This is a genomic window from Stenotrophomonas sp. YJH_SMC_36 (assembly GCF_059369935.1).
This window is the reverse complement of the sequence record NZ_JCAFTD010000002.1, coordinates 538043-553620: the sequence shown is the minus strand read 5'-3', so window position 1 is coordinate 553620 and position 15578 is coordinate 538043. Positions and strand designations below refer to the sequence as shown.

General features: G+C 66.8%; 14 protein-coding genes. 3 read left to right on the top strand and 11 right to left on the bottom strand.

All coding sequences use genetic code 11. From position 1 onward, the window contains the following. Positions 1-112 precede the first annotated feature (112 nt). The 3 genes from AC5P76_RS05810 to AC5P76_RS05800 all read left to right on the top strand — a co-directional run bounded on the left by AC5P76_RS05810 (position 113) and on the right by AC5P76_RS05800 (position 5971). Positions 113-1831 (top strand): PAAR domain-containing protein, encoded by a 1719-nt coding sequence (locus AC5P76_RS05810; RefSeq protein WP_253119035.1) that lies wholly within the window; start codon positions 113-115, stop codon positions 1829-1831. A gap of 13 nt (positions 1832-1844) precedes the next feature. Next, on the top strand, positions 1845-2612 hold the full coding sequence (locus AC5P76_RS05805) for a PoNe immunity protein domain-containing protein (protein ID WP_253119036.1): 768 nt from the start codon (positions 1845-1847) through the stop codon (positions 2610-2612). 332 nt (positions 2613-2944) lie between these two features. After that, positions 2945-5971, top strand: coding sequence for a ligand-binding sensor domain-containing diguanylate cyclase (locus tag AC5P76_RS05800; RefSeq protein ID WP_111185749.1), 3027 nt, complete (start codon positions 2945-2947; stop codon positions 5969-5971). A 63-nt stretch (positions 5972-6034) separates the two neighbouring features. Here AC5P76_RS05800 and rnt read toward each other — a convergent pair whose 3' ends face one another. From rnt to pstS (AC5P76_RS05745), 11 genes are all read right to left on the bottom strand, one after another. Further along, positions 6035-6619, bottom strand: a complete 585-nt coding sequence (rnt, locus tag AC5P76_RS05795; protein WP_053518226.1) for a ribonuclease T — start codon at positions 6617-6619, stop codon at positions 6035-6037. Positions 6620-6759: 140 nt separating this feature from the next. After that, on the bottom strand, positions 6760-7290 hold the full coding sequence (locus AC5P76_RS05790) for an HvfX family Cu-binding RiPP maturation protein (RefSeq protein WP_111185747.1): 531 nt from the start codon (positions 7288-7290) through the stop codon (positions 6760-6762). A gap of 23 nt (positions 7291-7313) precedes the next feature. Beyond that, positions 7314-8069, bottom strand: a complete 756-nt coding sequence (locus AC5P76_RS05785; RefSeq protein WP_253119038.1) for an HvfC family RiPP maturation protein — start codon at positions 8067-8069, stop codon at positions 7314-7316. Beyond that, complete coding sequence (locus AC5P76_RS05780) at positions 8062-8940, bottom strand: HvfB family MNIO-type RiPP peptide maturase (RefSeq protein ID WP_253119040.1); 879 nt, start codon at positions 8938-8940, stop codon at positions 8062-8064. Before AC5P76_RS05780 ends, AC5P76_RS05785 begins: the two co-directional genes overlap by 8 nt. Continuing rightward, on the bottom strand, positions 8927-9277 hold the full coding sequence (locus AC5P76_RS05775; protein ID WP_253119042.1) for a hypothetical protein: 351 nt from the start codon (positions 9275-9277) through the stop codon (positions 8927-8929). Before AC5P76_RS05775 ends, AC5P76_RS05780 begins: the two co-directional genes overlap by 14 nt. Positions 9278-9534: 257 nt before the next feature. Beyond that, on the bottom strand, positions 9535-10242 hold the full coding sequence (gene phoU, locus AC5P76_RS05770; RefSeq protein ID WP_053518201.1) for a phosphate signaling complex protein PhoU: 708 nt from the start codon (positions 10240-10242) through the stop codon (positions 9535-9537). Positions 10243-10309: 67 nt separating this feature from the next. After that, positions 10310-11140: a phosphate ABC transporter ATP-binding protein PstB gene (gene pstB, locus AC5P76_RS05765; RefSeq protein WP_053518202.1), complete on the bottom strand. Its 831-nt coding sequence runs from the start codon at positions 11138-11140 to the stop codon at positions 10310-10312. 19 nt (positions 11141-11159) lie between these two features. Continuing rightward, entirely contained in the window at positions 11160-12023 is an 864-nt protein-coding gene (gene pstA, locus AC5P76_RS05760) for a phosphate ABC transporter permease PstA (protein ID WP_053518203.1), read from the bottom strand. After that, entirely contained in the window at positions 12023-12991 is a 969-nt protein-coding gene (pstC, locus tag AC5P76_RS05755) for a phosphate ABC transporter permease subunit PstC (RefSeq protein ID WP_053518204.1), read from the bottom strand. Before pstC ends, pstA begins: the two co-directional genes overlap by 1 nt. A gap of 82 nt (positions 12992-13073) precedes the next feature. Next, the gene (pstS, locus tag AC5P76_RS05750) at positions 13074-14162 is read right to left on the bottom strand and encodes a phosphate ABC transporter substrate-binding protein PstS (protein WP_053518206.1); all 1089 of its coding nucleotides are present in this window, start codon (positions 14160-14162) and stop codon (positions 13074-13076) included. Positions 14163-14478: 316 nt separating this feature from the next. After that, positions 14479-15498, bottom strand: coding sequence for a phosphate ABC transporter substrate-binding protein PstS (pstS, locus tag AC5P76_RS05745; RefSeq protein ID WP_053518207.1), 1020 nt, complete (start codon positions 15496-15498; stop codon positions 14479-14481). Positions 15499-15578: the final 80 nt, after the last annotated feature.

Here is a 15578-nt window from a genome sequence, read left to right as displayed (position 1 = left end):
CCTGCGCTGCAAGGCGTTTTACAGGCAGTCGAGGCAATTGCGTCAGCGTTGAATTGCCTGCGCTGCGTGCGGCCGGTCACCTGAAGCCATCGAAGTTCCTTGCGGATGGCAGATGGCACGGATGTGGATCGTGGTGGGCGACGCCACCACGGGCGGCGGGCGGGTGCTGACCAGATCGTCGAATACGGATATCGAAGGCAAGGCCGTCGCCTGCGTGGGCGACAAGGCAACGTGCCCGAAGCATGGCGGCGCGTTCGAGATCGTCACCGGTGACCCGACGCTGATCCTCGACGGCAAGTCGATCGCGCGCGAAGGCGATTCGCTGGCCTGTGGCTGCAGGTTGCTCGGAGGTGCTCAGTCGCTGGTGTATGTGGTTGACGGCGGAGGCGGAGGCGGAGGCGGTGCGTCGGTCTCCGCGGCGCCTGCCGCGCCGGCAGCAGTGGGCCTGTGGAACGCCACGCCGCCGCCCAGCGGTTTCGTTGCCCGCGATGCGGTCGCTACGCGCGAGGTCGTGCTGCATTGCCACTACGGCGACCTGGACTGCACGCCCGCGCGCGGTGTCAGTTACCGGGCGACCCTGTCCGATGGCCGCGTGCTCAGCGGCCATCTCGATGACGAAGGTCGTGCACGCCTGCCGCAGGTAAGCGTGGGGCCGGTGCAGGTGATCTACCAGCACGAGGCCGACAGCACCGACTCGGCTGAGATCGAGGCCTGCCGCGAACGCCTTCGCGCGGCCCTGCAGCGCATCGTGCAGCAGACCCGGCAGGATTTTGCTACGGACTGGCGGCAATGGAACAGGGCCAGCGCTGCGCATCAGGCCTTCCTGATGGAACTGAATCGCATCGAAGGCCAGGCCAGAGGCACATGGGACTGGGCCAGCGGCAGCGTGGAAGCGGTGTGGCAGCTGGCGGTGCTGCGCTTCAAGGCCGATGCGGAACTGCGCGAACTGAGCGGACTGCTGCTGACGGGCGACTGGGACGGGCTGGATGCACGCATCGCGGGGCATCGTGCAGCAGGCGAGCAGGTGCTGGACAAGGCCAGTGCGATCAAGGAGCAGCTGATCCTGCTGTTCGACGACGGCCCGACCTGGCAGCTGTTGGCGGCGTTCCCCGCGGACTGGGCGAAGGCGGTGCCGCCAGACGAGCTGCAGGAGCTGACCCAGCGCTACGGCAGCCAGTTTGCGCTCGATGTCGTGATCAGCGTGCTGCTGGGCGCGTTCAGCGCAGGCACGGCCGGAACCGCCTATGGCGGCGCAACCTGGGCGGCCCGGATCGGGCGGTTGGGGAAGCGTCTGGCAGCGCTGCTGGACGAGCTGGGCGAGGCGTTCACCGCATTGGCGCGGGCATTGCGCTTGCGCAAGCGTCGGCACACGGAAAGCCGGGCGCCGGATGCCGATGGGGTGGTGGAAACCCGGCTGCCGCGCACGCGCGCCGCAGGTGCCGCGTTCGGTGAGGCGAGGGCGCATCAAGCGATGCTGGACAAGGGCCTGACGCCAGTGGGAAAGACCGATGGCGTGTATCGTCCGGGAGAGAATGGCATCGATGGGGTCTACAGCCACCCGGATCCGCCGCCCGACTATGTGATCACCGAAGCGAAGTACAACACGGGCCGGTTGGGTGGACCGTACAGGGACGGTACGCGGCAGATGGATAGTGAATGGATCGATAAACGCTTGGATGCAAAAGTGGGTGAAGTGGAAGGGGACAGAATCAGAGATTCGACGGCGCGTGGGAGGGTCAAGAGCGTATTGATCCGCACTTCGGAGGATGGCACGGCAGACTTCTACGAACTTGACGTCAACGGACGCGTTGTCGGTCCAACATCAATCTAATCGGTGGCTTACGATGTTGCGGGATACCAAGAAGTCATATGACTACTTCTCGGAAAAAATAGCTTTTCAGTCGCGATCCATTCTTGGCTTCGTGTCTGGTATTCGAGAAGGGCGCTATCCTCCTGAGGGGGCGCTCAAGTGCTCAGGCAGCATTTTTACCAAGCAGCTTCAAGTGATGGTGATGCGTTACTCGAGGGGTGATGACATCGGTGGCCTGTCTGCGGATCTGGACGAGGTTCTCGCCGCTAGAGTCAGGATCAGGCGATGCGCAGACGGACTTCCTTTGGAAGGCCAAGCAATCCGATCTCTGTGGGAGGATCTGCGACTGGATAGATACGTCCAGTACCTTTGGTGGTTGGCATTCACGGTTGCAGTTGGAGCTTCGCGCGACTATCTGCATGAAATGTGGGTATTGATAGACAATACGGGGAAGGACAAACTTCTCGACAGCGTTGCCGTTGCGTCGGGCGGAGCAAAAAGGTCCATCCCCGATCAATTACTGTATCGGCACTACCTCCCGCTCATGGAAGCAATCGCCTCACCCTCGGACCGGCCCGGGCTCGTAAAGAAGTTCCTGGACGGCTGGTATGCAGGCAGCCGCAACGTGTACTGGCACGGGAACCACCATGACGACGACAGCGGCTACATGGGCTACTGGGCCTTCGAGGCCGCGCTGGTCGTGATGCTGTTCGACATCGACGATGCGAGCTTCCGCGACCACGAGTACTACCCGGCGGATCTGGTGGCCCATTACAGGCGTCGTGCTGGCGACAGGACGTAGCTGTCCCTCCGCAGAGGCGCCAGGCGAGGGGTCTTCTGGTCCTGCCTGTGGTCACCGCCTGGGCTCGGGAAGGTGTGCCGGACCACGCCCTTCCGCCAGAAATCCGTACCGCCTGCACGGGTGAGCCAGAAAGCCCGCCGTTGCTGCCCGGGGGAGGGGGGGGCACGGCTGGGCAGGCGCGGCGGGCTGGCGTTTGCCCTATCATTCGCGCATCTCCCCAGACGCCCCCCGATGAGCCAGCCTGTTCCCGTCGGCACGCCGCCCCGCGCTGCCTGGGCATTTCCACCTGCCGCCCCGCCTGGCCGCAGTACCCGGCCGCCACTGCTGCGGTGATGGGCGGGCAGGGGGACGACGGGCGCTGGGTGGAGCGTCACGCGTGGGACTGGAGGGCGGTGCTGCGACACAGCCTTCTGTGGCTGCTGCTGGCTGCTGCATTGCCGTTGCATGCACAGAGCGGTGCACCGCCGCTGCGCGACTACGCCATCGATGTGTGGACCTCGCGCAACGGCCTGCCGCACAACTCGCTGCGCGACATCGCGCAGACGCCGGAAGGCCATCTCTGGTTTGCCACCTGGGAAGGCCTGGTGCGCTACAACGGCCTGGATTTCACCGTGTACGACCGCAGCACGCGGCCCGGGCTGCGCGACAACGGCATCGGCGCGTTGTTCGTCGACCGTCAGGGCGGGCTGTGGATCAGCGACTCGCGCGGCAATGTCAGCCGACGTGGCAGTGATGGCCAGTGGCGTGTGTGGGAGCACCAGCCGGATACCCCGCAGGTACTGATCCAGTCGATGCAGATGGACAGCCAGGGGCGCCTGTGGCTGCTCTACGAAGGCAAGGGCCTGGGTTATCTCGCGCCGGACAAAGGCCTTGTCTATCAGGCGCCGGCTGCCGATCTGCCGATGGCGATGAGCTTCACCAAACTGGTGGTGGATGCGCAGGATCGGGTCTGGGTCGGCACGCTCGATGGCCTGGTACTGCGTGACAACGATGGCGTGCTGAAGCGCGCGCCCGCCGCCTGGGGGCTGGGCGCGGGCAGTGGCCTGTCCTGGCCGTACCGGGCGCCGGACGGTGCGCTGTGGATCGTGGCGGGCGAGCGCCTGTACCGGGTCGAGGATGACCGGCTGGTGCTGGTGCACCGGCTGCCGGGCCAGCTGCACCTGACCTCGATGCTGCAGGACCGCCACGGTGATCTCTGGCTGGGCACCGAGAACCAGGGGCTGCTGCGGATTTCCTCGCATGGACTGGAGCGGCTGCCTGCGGGCCTGAGCCTGCCGGGCGGGCGCGTGGTGAGCCTGCGCGAGGATGACGAGGGCAGCATCTGGGTGGGGGCCAACGGCGGCCTGTACCGCCTGCGCGAGACCCTGTTCAGCAGCTACACCGAGCGCGATGGGCTCAGCGGCGATTACGTGCGCACCGTGCTGGAAGATCGTGACCGCCAGCTGTGGGTGGGCAGTGCCAGTGGCCTGGATCGACAGAATGCCGATGGCCGTTTCCAGGCCATGCCGCTGCACAACCGCGGTGGCAAGGCGCCGTCGGTGCTGAGCCTGGCGCAGGGGCCGGACGGCGATCTCTGGGTGGGAACCTTCGGTGACGGCGTCTACCGCCTGTCCCGGGACGGCCGCCTGCGCCACAACTACGCCGCCGACGATGGCATGCCGGGTGGCAACATCCGCGCGATCAGCGTGGATTCGAGCGGGGCGGTCTGGGCCGGAACGCAGAAGGGAGTGGTGCGCATCGACGGCGACCGGGTGCAGGTGTCGCCGGTGGCGGGCATGCCGACCGGGCTGATCACAGCGCTGGAACACGATCACCAGGGCAACCTGTGGATCGGCACGATCGAGGGCATCCGCGTGCTGCGCGGCAACCGTGTGCAGGCGATCGATCTGGCGCCGCTGGGGGGCGGACGCAGTGTGTTCGGCTTCCACCAGCTCGGTGACGCGATGTGGATCAGCAGTGATCGTGGCCTGTACCGCTGGCAGGGCGGGCGGCTGGCCCGCGTCGGCCTGGAGCAGGGCATGCCGGTCGACGCGGTGTTCCAGCTGGTACCCGACCGGCTGGGCAACGTATGGATCAGCAGCAACCGTGGCGTGCTGCGCACCGACATGGCGACTCTCAATGCCGTGGCCGACGGCCGCGCGCCGCGGGTGAGCGTGGAGCGCTACAACGAGATCGACGGCATGGCCAATGCACAGGCCAACGGCAGCTCCGGCCCCTCGGCGATCCTGCGCCAGGATGGCACCTTCTGGGTGGTCACCGCGGGGGGCCTGAGTACGGTCGATCCGCAGCGCCTGCAGCGCTTCCGCGAACGGCGGGCACCGCCAGCGGCGATCGAGAACGTGCAGGTGGACGGCGCGCCGGTGCACTGGGAGGGCGCCGAACGCAATCTGATTCCCGGTGGTCGTCGCCTCGCGGTGAGCTATGTCGGCCTGAGCTACCTGATGTCGGACCGGATCCGCTACCGCACGCGCCTGGATGGACTGGACAGCGGCTGGGTCGAGCGCGGTCCACAGCGCAGCGTGGAGTTCGTTGGCCTGCCACCGGGCGATTACACGCTGCACGTGGCCGCCGCGCACCCGAGTGGCGCCTGGGGCCAGCAGGAAGCCGTATGGAGCTTCAGCGTGGAGCCTTTCTGGTGGCAACGGCGCAGCGTGCAGGCGCTGGGCGGCATCCTGCTGCTGGCCGGGCTGGTGGCGCTGTACCGCTTCCTGCTGCAGCAGCTGAAGGCCAGCAACCTGCGTCTGGCTCGCCGCGTGGACGAGGCCACCTTCGACCTGCAGGCCCAGACCGTCCATCTGCAGGCGGTGAACCAGGAGAAGACCGAGCTGGCCGAACGCCTCGCACGGCAGGCCGAAGCGTTCGAGCGCCAGGCGCGGGAGGATGCGCTGACCGGATTGGCCAACCGCCGCGGCTTTGATGAAACCCTGGCGCGTGACTTCGCACGATCGCAGCGCAGCGGCCACCCGCTATGCCTGGTGGTGCTGGATATCGATCACTTCAAGGCTGTCAACGATCGCTACAGCCACAGTACCGGTGATGCGGTACTGGTCGAGGTGGCGCGGGTGATCGCCACGGCCTGTCGTGACTCGGACCTGCCTGCGCGCACGGGCGGCGAAGAATTCGCGCTGCTGCTCAACGACACCCGGCTGGAGGAAGCCGCGCAGCTGTGCGCGCGGTTGCGAGGGCTGTTCCATGACCACCCGGACTGGGCGGGCGTGGATGGGCTGAGGGTGACCTTCAGTGCGGGACTGGTCGAACTGGAGGCCGAAGACCGCACCCCGGCCCTGCTGTACCAGCGCGCCGACCGCGCGCTCTACCGTGCCAAGAGTGACGGGCGGGATCGCACGAGCATCGGTTGACGCGCCGGCGGTGCCGGCCCACGGTCGGCACCCACGCCTGCGCGGCGAGAGGGGCGCTGACGGTTACCGCGGCCAGGCGTTGGCGATCGTGCAGAACAGCCGTGCCGTCTGCTCGGTGTCGTACACCGCGCTATGCGCTTCGTTGGCATCCCAGCCCAGTCCCGCCGCATTGGCAGCACGTGCCAGCACCGTCTGCCCGTATGCGATGCCGGCCAGCGTCACCGTGTCGAATACGCTGAAGGGGTGGAACGGATTGCGCTTGTGCCCGGTACGGGCGACGGCGGCATTGACGAAACCGAGGTCGAAATGCGCGTTGTGGCCGACCAGGATTGCGCGCTGACAGCCGTACTTCTTCATTGCGGCGCGAACCGGGGTGAAGATATGGTCCAGCGCGGCGCGCTCTTCCTTGGCCAGCCGGAACGGGTGATCCAGGATGATGCCGGTGACTTCCAGCGACTTCGGATCGATTTCCAGCCCTTCGGCCGGCACGACATGCGCGCTGGCGGTCTGCCCGGGGAAGAGCAGGCCGTTCTCGTCCATCTCGATCGGCACCGCCGCGATCTCCAGCAGCGCGTTGCGCTGGGCGTCGAAGCCGCCGGTCTCCACGTCCACCACCACCGGCAGGAAGCCACGGAAGCGTTGTGACATCGCACGCTGCGCCTGCGGTACTGCGGAAACGGGGGCGACGTCAGGTGCGGGGGTGGGGTCGGTCATGCGTGGATTCTAGCAGAGCGTTCCTGAGCGCCCGGTGCGCGCAGCCGGATGGGGCGTTGCGGGCGGCGCGCCAATCAGCGGCATCGCGGACCGGCTCCCGCCCAGGTGCCCCCGCCAGCGCCATGCCGGGCCAGCAGTGCATCGACGCTCAGCCTGCCGGCGCCAGCGAACAGCAACGGCAGCAGCATCGCCATGAACAGCACGGGCAGTTTGAAGTTGCCGAAGCCTTGGTCGCTGATTGCATACCCCATGGCGAGGTCGCCCAGCGAGTGCCATTCCATCGGCCAGTGCACCGCATGGGTCGCCACCACGGTCAGCACCAGCAGGCTGGCAGCGGCAAAGCGGGTGCCGAAACCGACGAGCAGGCAGGCGGCACCCAGCAGTTCGAACCAGGTGGCCAGTTGCCAGTTCAGCGCGGCCGGCAAGTGGTCGAATGGAAACGGAAAGGCCTGCTGCAAGTCAGCGAACCAGTTCTGGCCGTGCAGTTTCTCCAGGCCGGATTCGAAGTACTCCCAGGCCAGCAGTACGCGCAGGCCCAGCGGGGCCAACCAGGGGGCGAGACGGTCCAGCTGGCCACGCGCGGTGGCCAGGATCGGGTAGTTCATCGGGAATCTCCGGGAGTGGGGCGTCAGGGCGGCGGCGTGATCGGGCCGATCACGCCGGCTTGCAGGAACTGTTGCAGCAGGGCGGCACCGGCCTCGTCCAACGCGTGCTCCTCCAGCCCGTGCGCCAGTGCCAGCTGCCGCAGGTAGGTGTTGCCATCGGCGCCGGGCCGCTCGCCGATGCGGGCCAGCAGATGCACCGCCAGTGGGCTGAGGCTGGCGAAACGCACCACACCGTCAGCATCGCGCCGGACCAGCAGGCCGGTCGGCTCGGCCGGAGCCGTGCGCGGCGCATCGTCCGCGCCAAGCCGGTGGACCGGCCATTGATACAGCAAGGGCCAGGCCAGCGGCGAACGCTGCAGGGCGACCACCCGCGGATCGATCGCGCCGGCCACCGGCAGCGGCTCGGCCTGCAACTGGTACAACGCCGTTTCCACCCACTCGTAGTGGGCCAGCTCGGCCAGCGCCGGATGCGGAAGCTGCGGCTGTGCCTGCAGCCACTGCACGAACTCGGCAGCCAGTTCGGTGAACAGCGGACTGCGGCAGCGATGCGTCGCGAAGTAGCTGCGCACCAGGGCATTCCAGCCCGGTTCACCGAGCAGGCGCACGCAGACCGGGAACCCGTTGCTCAACAGACCCAGCAGGTTGTTGAACAGCAGGCGCTGGTACACCGCTACGCGTCGCGGCTCCATGCCGGCCGGCGCGGCCACGGTGTCCGGGTCGCGCAGATGGGCGGTGAACGCGTGCTGCTGCGCACGCAGCCGTTCCGGCGCTTCAGCCATGCGTGCTGCCTCCGGCTGGGTCGGCCTGCAGGCGGCGGATGGTCTGCAGCTCGCTCTGGAGCTCGGCGTATGGGGGGAAGTTGAAGTCGCGTTCGAGCAGGGTGGGGCGGGGGCCGATGCGCGCATAGGTACGTGCAAGCAGCTCCCAGACCGGATCGATCACGGCGCTGCCATGGGTGTCGATCTTCAGGTCCGGCGCTTCATCCAGGTGCCCGGCCACGTGCAGGCAGACGATGCGCTGTGCCGGCAGGCCGGCGATGAACGTGTCGGCGTCGTAGCCATGGTTGCAGGCGTTGACGTAGACGTTGTTGACGTCCAGCAGCAGGTCGCAGTCCGCTTCGGCAAGCACCGCGTTGGTGAAGGACAGTTCGTCCATGGACGGTTCCGGTGCCAGGTAGTAGGACACGTTCTCCACCGCGATGCGCCGGCCGAGCAGGTCCTGCACACGGGCAATGCGCGTGGCGGTATGGCGCACGGCTTCATCGGTGAACGGAATCGGCAGCAGGTCGTACAGATGGCCGTCGTCGCTGCAGTAGCTCAGGTGCTCGCTGTAGAGCGGCACGCGGTACTCGTCCAGGAAACGGCCAACCTGTGCCAGCAGCTGCGTGTCCAGCGGTGCACTGCCGCCCAGCGACAGCGACAGGCCGTGGCAGCTCAGCGGATGCCGCGCCGCCAGTTCAGCCAGTGCATCGCCTGCCGGGCCGCCTACGTGGATCCAGTTTTCCGGCGCACATTCGAGGAAGTCGAAGTCGCCGGCCGGCGCCTCGCGCAGGGCCTGCAGCAGCGCGCGGCGCAGGCCCAACCCGGCGGCCGCCGCGGGAAGCGGCGACCGCCGGTGGACAGCGCTGGCGCGGACGTCAGTGCTTGCCACCGCACTTGCCTTCGCCGCACTTGCCTTCGGCCGCCTTCTTGTCGCCGGTGCTCTTGGCCTTGGCATCGGCGCCGGCGGCGGCCTTGCCCTTGTCGCCACCACACTTGCCTTCGGCGCTCTTGCCATCGGCGCCGCACTTGCCTTCGGCATGCTTGGCGGCGTCGCCGGTACGCGCGTCGGCAGCCTTGGCATCGGTGGCCTTGGCGGCCTGGCCGGCCACCAGATAGCCCTGCGCCAGATCGCTCATGCTCAGAGCCGAAGCGCTGGCCGTCATGCCCAGGCCGGCGACAAGGGCGGTAGCGGTCAGCAGGGACAGGGTCTTGTTGGTACTGCTCATCGGTTGTGCTCCTGGGTGGTGTGGGCGGGTGCCCGGGTGGCCGGCAGAGGTGCCGGTGGAAGCGATCGTGCGCCGATCCTACTCAACGAATCCTCGCAGAGAACTCAAATTTTCGTGAGATTTTCCGCGCAGTCAGGGGGCGGGGCCTTGCCAGGCAGGCGCGGCGCCTTTGGAAATGCTGGAAGGCCCAAAAAGAATGGCCGCTGTCGCGCGGACAGCGGCCACTCTGGAGTCGACTCCGGTGTTGCAGTGCAGCGTCAGGGCTGACCGGTGCTGGAGGTTTCGTCGCGCTTCTCGCGCGGCGGCAGCGGCTGCTCTCCATGCACGAGGAACCAGACGTTCTCGGCGATGTTGGTGGCGTGGTCGCCCACGCGTTCCAGATTCTTGGCCATGAACAGCAGGTGGGTGCACGGCGTGATGTTGCGCGGATCTTCCATCATGTAGGTCAGCAGTTCGCGGAACAGCGCGGTGTACTGCGCATCCAGGCGCGCGTCATCCTCGCGCAGGGCCAGCGCCGCCTCGGCATCATTGTCGCGGTAGGCCGCGATGGCGCGGCGCACCTGCTGTGCGGCCAGCCGGCCCAGGGCGCGCAGGCCCTGGATCTGCGGCAGCGGCGGCACCTTGCCCAGTGCGATCGAACGCTTGGCAACGTTGGCCGCGTAGTCGCCGATCCGCTCGATGTCGGCGGGGATGCGCAGGCCCGCAAGGATTTCGCGCAGGTCGCGCGCCATCGGGCCGCGCAGCGCAAGGCGCATCACGTCGTGGCTGATCTGCTGCTCCAGTGCATCGATCGCCTCATCGTTGGCGATGATGCGATGGGCGGCGTTCTCATCGCGCTTCTCGATCACGTCCATCGATGCTTCGAGCTGGGCGACGGCCATCTCGCCCATGCGCACGATTTCGGCCACCAGGCGCTGCTGCTCTTCGTCGTAGCTCTTGACGATGTGGTCGTTGGGAAGATTCATGGTTGTTCCGTCATGTAGAGCCGGGCCATGCCCGACTGGCGTTGTCTGTGAAGAAGCCGCGGTCCGGTCAGCCGAAGCGACCGGTGATGTAGTCCTCGGTCTGCTGCTTGGACGGCTGCGAGAAGATCACTTCGGTGCGGTCATGTTCGATCAGGTCGCCCAGGTACATGAAGGCGGTGTAGTCCGATACGCGGGCGGCCTGCTGCATGTTGTGGGTGACGATGACGATGGTGTAATCGTTCTTGAGCTCTTCCACCAGCTGCTCGATGCGGCTGGTGGAGATCGGGTCCAGTGCCGAAGTCGGTTCGTCCAGCAGCAGCACGTCGGGGCGCAGGGCGACGGCGCGGGCGATGCACAGGCGCTGCTGCTGGCCACCGGAAAGACCCAGCGCGCTCTGGTTGAGCTTGTCCTTCACCTCGTCCCACAGCGCGCCCTGACGCAGTGCCTGCTCGACGCGGTCGCTCATCTCACCCTTGGACAGCTTCTCGTGGTGGCGGATGCCGTAGGCCACGTTCTCGAAGATCGTCATCGGGAACGGCACCGGCTTCTGGAACACCATGCCTACTTTGCTGCGCAGCCGGTTCATCGGGAACTTCGGCGACAGGATGTTCTCGCCGTCCAGCAGCACTTCGCCGCGTGCTTCCAGCTTCGGGTACAGCGCGTAGATGCGGTTGAAGATGCGCAGCAGGGTCGACTTGCCGCAACCGGAGGGGCCGATCAGCGCGGTGACGCGCTTTTCCGGGATCTCCAGGTTGATGCCCTTGAGGGCGTGGAATTTGTCGTAGTAGAAGTCCAGGCCACGCGCAGCGAGCTTGACCGGAGCCGGGGTATGCAGGTTCTCGTGCGAGGCCGGCACGGCGATGCGCTGCATCGGCACGGCATTGGAAAGATCGTTCATGGTGGTTTCCACGGAAAGGTCAGTCATGGGAGATGCGGTTGCGCAGCAGGAGGCCGCGGGCGGCGAGGCTGACCAGCAACACGAAGACGGTCAGCACCAGGGCACCGGCCCAGGCCAGCACCTGCCAGGATTCGTACGGGCTGCCGGCGAACTGGTTCATCACCACCGGCACCGAGGCCATCGGCTGGAACACGTTGCTGTTCCAGTACTGGTTGCCGAAGGCAGTGAACAGCAGCGGTGCGGTCTCACCGGAGATGCGGGCCAGCGCCAGCAGGATGCCGGTGATGATGCCGGCCGAGGCGCTGCGGTAGAGCACCTGCACGATCACCTTCCATTGCGGGATGCCCAGCGACAGCGCCGCTTCGCGCATCTGCGAGGGCACCAGGCGCAGCATTTCGTCGGTGGTACGCACCACCACCGGCAGCACGATGAAGGCCAGCGACAGCGCACCGGCGAAGGCGGAGAACTGGCCGCCGGTCTGCATCACGTACAGGGTGTAGACGAACAGGCCCAGCACGATCGACGGGGCCGACAGCAGGATGTCGTTGACGAAGCGGACCACGGTGCCGGCCTTGCGGGCATTGCCGTACTCGGCCAGCCAGGTGCCGGCCAGGACACCCAGCGGGGTGCCGATGCCGATCGCCAGCGCACACATCACCGCGCTGCCGAAGAAGGCGTTGGCCAGGCCGCCTTCCTGCATGGGCGGCGGTGTCATCTTGGTGAACAGGTCCAGGTTGATGCCGGCCAGGCCCTTCGCGGCCAGGGTGAACAGGATCCAGCCCAGGAAGAACAGACCGAACAGCGCGGTGGCGCAGGACAGCGCGATGGCGACGACATTGCCGATGCGGCGGCGCAGGTACAGCGAGTCAGCGGTGGTGGACATCAGTTGCCCTCCTTGCGGGCCAGGCGCATCAGCATCAGGCGGGCGATGGCGAGCACCACGAAGGTGACGATGAACAGGACGAAGCCAAGCAGCAGCAGCGCCGAGCGGTAGGTTTCAGTGGCCTCGCCGAAGTCGTTGGCGATCAGGGCGGCGATGGTGGTGCCCGGCTCCAGCAGCGACGGCGACAGGCGCACGCTGTTGCCGATCACGAAGGCCACGGCCATGGTCTCGCCCAGTGCGCGGCCAAGGCCGAGGAAGACGCCGCCGATCACCGCCGAACGGGTGTAGGGCAGCACGATGTCCCAGCTCACTTCCCACTTGGTCGACCCCAGCGCATAGGCCGATTCCTTCAGGCGGGTCGGTACGGTCAGGAACACCTCGCGCATGACCGAAGAGATGAACGGGATGACCATGATGGCCAGCACGAAGCCGGCGGTCAGCATGCCGATGCCCAGCGGCGGGCCCTGGAAGATCGGGCCGATGACCGGCCATTCGCCCAGCGTTTCGTTGAGGAACGGGGTGACGTACTCGGTCATCACCGGTACCAGCACGAACAGGCCCCACATGCCGTAGATGATGGAGGGAATGCCTGCCAGCAGTTCGATGGCGGTGCCGACCGGCCCCCGCAGCCAGCGCGGCGCCACTTCGGTGAGGAAGAAGGCGATGCCGAAGCTGACCGGCACGGCGATGACCATCGCGATCAGCGCGGTGACCAGGGTGCCGTAGATCGGAGCGAGCGCACCGAACTTGTTTTCGACCGGATTCCAGTCGGAAGAGAAGAAGAAGCTCAGGCCCTGCATCTGCAGGGCATGGCGGCCGCCCCACAGCATCGACAGAGCCGCGCAGGCCAGGGCGATCAGGACGAAGATGACGGTGCCGACCAGCACCCATCGGAACAGTTTGTCGTTGCGGGCATCACGCGCGTCACGCGTGGACGGGGCGGCTACAGGCTGGGCGATGGCATTCATGGGGACGGCAGGGCCAGGAAGGGGCGGGGCGGCACGGCGTGGAAGACACGGTGCCCGCACGCGGCGGGCACCGTCGGGTCCATCACTTCAGTTCGGTCGCCCAGTAGGCCTCGATCTGCGTGACCAGTTCGGCCGGCAGCGGCACATAGTGCAGCTCGTTGGCCTGGGCCTGGCCGTTCTCGAAGGCCCACTTGAAGAAGGCCAGGGTGTCCTGGTTGCGCTTGGCATCCTTCGGCTGCTTCTGCATCAGCATGAAGTTGGTGGCGGTGATCGGCCACGCCTGCTCACCCGGGGCATTGGTGATGACCAGATTGAAGTCCTTGGCGCTGGCCCAGTCGGCGCTGGCGGCCGCAGCGGCGAAGGTCTCCGCGCTCGGCTGCACCCAGGTGCCGGCGGCATTCTGCAGCGAGGTGTACGGCATGGCGTTCTGCAGCGCGTAGGCCAGTTCGACGTAGCCGATCGAGCCCTTGATCTGCTTGACGTACGAGGCGACGCCTTCGTTGCCCTTGCCGCCCACACCGTCCGGCCACTGCACCGAAGTGCCTTCGCCGACCTTGCTCTTCCACTCCGGGCTGACCTTGGACAGGTAGTTGGAGAAGTTGAAGGTGGTGCCCGAACCGTCCGAACGGTGGACGATGGTGATCTTGCCGTCCGGCAGGGTCACGCCAGGGTTGGCAGCGACGATCGCCGGGTCGTTCCAGGTCTTGACCTTGCCGAGGAAGATGTCGGCCAGCAGGGCACCGCTCAGGCGCAGCTTGCCGGCTTCCAGGCCTTCGATGTTGACGACCGGCACCACGCCGCCGATGGCCGACGGGAACTGGGCCAGGCCGGCCTGCGCCAGCTCCTCGCTGCTCAGCGGCTTGTCGGACGAGCCGAAGTCGACCGTGCCGGCCTTGATCTGGGCGATGCCGCCGCCGGAGCCGATGGACTGGTAGTTGATCTTGGCGCCGGTGCTGGCGTTGTAGTCGGCCGACCACTTCGACACCAGCGGGAAGATGAAGGACGCGCCGGCGCCGGAGACTTCGGCGGTCACCTTCGCACCGGCGGCAGCCGGGGCAGCGGCACCGTCGGCGGCCGGCTGCTGCGCGGCCTGCTTGTCGCCACCGCAGGCCGACAGGCCCAGGGCAATGGCCAGGGAAAGGGCGGCGAGGCCGGCCGAGTGCAGTTTCATGGTCACTCCATAGCGGGGAAGAGCCGACGGCGTCGGCGGATGCGGCTATGAAATGATGTTTTTGTTACAGCCGTATGACGTCCATGACAGAGGTGTCCTGGATCACGTTCCGACAAGGGTTTCACAGGGGCCTCGCCCACTGCGGACACCCCCGGAGACCGCCGCGGCCGCCCGATCTGCGCACCGGCAGGGTCGCCGGTCCGGAAGGCCGGACCCCACAAACGAGAAGAGCGCGAGATCCCGAGGATCTCGCGCCCGGTGGGGCCGGCGGGGGAGAGAGGACCCGCCGGCCCCGCTCCTGCGGGGGAGGTCTTGCTCAGTACTTCAGGTTCTGGGTCCAGTAGGTCTCGATCTGGCGGACCAGGGTGTCCGGCAGCGGCACGTAATCAAGCTGCTTGGCCTGCTGGTCGCCGTTCCTGTAGATCCAGCGGAAGAACTCCTGAGTGGCCTTGGCACCGGCGACGTTCTTCGGCTGCTTGCGGACCAGGATGAAGTTGGTGGCGGTGATCGGCCACGCATCGGCACCCGGGGCATTGGTCATCACCAGGTAGAAGTCACGGGCATTGGCCCAGTCGGCGCTGGCGGCGGCGGCCGAGAACGAGGCGTCCGACGGCTGCACGATCTTGCCCGCGGCGTTCTTCATTGCCGCGTACGACATCTTGTTCTGCAGCGCATAGGACAGCTCGACGTAGCCGATGCCACCCTTGATCTGCTTGACGTAGGCGGCCACGCCTTCGTTGCCCTTGCCACCGATGCCCGCCGGCCACTGCACCGAGGTACCTTCACCGACCTTGCTCTTCCACTCCGGGCTGACCTTGGACAGGTAGTTGACGAAGTTGAAGGTGGTGCCCGAACCGTCGGAGCGGTGCACGATGGTGATCTTGCCGCTGGGCAGGGTCAGGCCCGGGTTCAGTGCAGCGATGGCCGGATCGTTCCAGGTGGTGATCTTGCCCAGGAAGATGTTGGCCAGGGTCGGGCCATCGAGCTTCAGCGCACCCGGTGCGACGCCGGCGACGTTGATCACCGGCACCACGCCGCCGATCACCGACGGGAACTGGGCCAGGCCGGCCGCAGCCAGTTCTTCCGGCTTCAGCGGCGCGTCGGAGGAACCAAAATCGACGGTCGCTGCCTTGATCTGGGCAATGCCGCCGCCGGAACCGATCGACTGGTAGTTGACCTTCTTGCCGGTGGCGGTGCTGTAGTCCGCCGACCACTTGGACATCACGGGGTAGATGAAGGAGGCGCCCGCGCCGGTGACATCGGCAGCATTGGCGGCGAACACGGACGACGCGGCCAGGATGGCGACAGCGGCGCGCGACTTGAAGGCGTGGATCACGGGAGAGACTCCTGGGGTGGTCGAAGGGCGGTTGCCCAACGTATCGGTGCACATTCCATAACCATTCCGTGACACGGAAA

Bases quoted from the DNA above. Each gene is read 5' to 3' on its own strand.
- rnt (WP_053518226.1), bottom strand. From the start codon at position 6,619: ATGTCACAACGCTTCCGTGGCTTCCTGCCGGTGGTGGTGGACGTGGAG.
- AC5P76_RS05790 (WP_111185747.1), bottom strand. From the start codon at position 7,290: ATGAACTACCCGATCCTGGCCACCGCGCGTGGCCAGCTGGACCGTCTC.
- pstA (WP_053518203.1), bottom strand. From the start codon at position 12,023: ATGTCCACCACCGCTGACTCGCTGTACCTGCGCCGCCGCATCGGCAAT.
- AC5P76_RS05785 (WP_253119038.1), bottom strand. From the start codon at position 8,069: ATGGCTGAAGCGCCGGAACGGCTGCGTGCGCAGCAGCACGCGTTCACC.
- AC5P76_RS05775 (WP_253119042.1), bottom strand. From the start codon at position 9,277: ATGAGCAGTACCAACAAGACCCTGTCCCTGCTGACCGCTACCGCCCTT.
- pstS (WP_053518206.1), bottom strand. From the start codon at position 14,162: ATGAAACTGCACTCGGCCGGCCTCGCCGCCCTTTCCCTGGCCATTGCC.
- AC5P76_RS05800 (WP_111185749.1), top strand. From the start codon at position 2,945: ATGGGCGGGCAGGGGGACGACGGGCGCTGGGTGGAGCGTCACGCGTGG.
- AC5P76_RS05805 (WP_253119036.1), top strand. From the start codon at position 1,845: ATGTTGCGGGATACCAAGAAGTCATATGACTACTTCTCGGAAAAAATA.
- pstB (WP_053518202.1), bottom strand. From the start codon at position 11,140: ATGAACGATCTTTCCAATGCCGTGCCGATGCAGCGCATCGCCGTGCCG.
- phoU (WP_053518201.1), bottom strand. From the start codon at position 10,242: ATGAATCTTCCCAACGACCACATCGTCAAGAGCTACGACGAAGAGCAG.
- AC5P76_RS05810 (WP_253119035.1), top strand. From the start codon at position 113: ATGGCACGGATGTGGATCGTGGTGGGCGACGCCACCACGGGCGGCGGG.
- pstC (WP_053518204.1), bottom strand. From the start codon at position 12,991: ATGAATGCCATCGCCCAGCCTGTAGCCGCCCCGTCCACGCGTGACGCG.